Origin of the sequence: Actinomycetospora aeridis (assembly GCF_037400275.1) — a bacterium.
In the GTDB taxonomy this organism is placed as follows: Bacteria; Actinomycetota; Actinomycetes; order Mycobacteriales; family Pseudonocardiaceae; genus Actinomycetospora; species Actinomycetospora aeridis.
Genome location: NZ_JBBEGL010000033.1, coordinates 1 through 381, shown reverse-complemented (window position 1 = coordinate 381; position 381 = coordinate 1). Strand labels below are relative to the sequence as shown.

The 381-nt window shown below is 71.4% G+C and carries 1 protein-coding gene; it reads right to left on the bottom strand.

Annotated elements, in window-relative coordinates; all coding sequences use genetic code 11:
- The coding region (locus WCD41_RS31050; protein ID WP_337719130.1) for an alcohol dehydrogenase catalytic domain-containing protein at positions 1-274 on the bottom strand (274 nt) is incomplete at its 3' end.
- Positions 275-381 lie beyond the last annotated feature (107 nt).

Sequence of the window (381 nt, the reverse complement as noted above, 5' to 3'; positions counted from 1 at the left end):
AGCCGCAGCACAACGTGGAGGGCACGACGACCCGGTCGCCGGGCCGGAAGGCCCGGACGTCCGAGCCGACCTCCTCGACGACGCCGACGCCCTCGTGACCGAGGACCCGCCCGTCGCTCATGCCGGGGAACGTCCCGCGGATCATGTGCAGGTCGGTGCCGCAGATCGCGCTGATGGTCAGGCGGACGACCGCGTCACCCGGGTCCTGAATCTTCGGGTCGGACACCTCGTCCAGCGAGATCTGTCCCGGTCCGTGCCACACGACGGCCTTCATCAGCCGATCCCCTCTCGTCGGACTGCGTCTGTGCCGGCTGGAGGGTGAACCGGTGTGCTTGGCCTACCCGGCTCGGGGGCGTGCCCAACCGGCGCCACGGGCTCGCG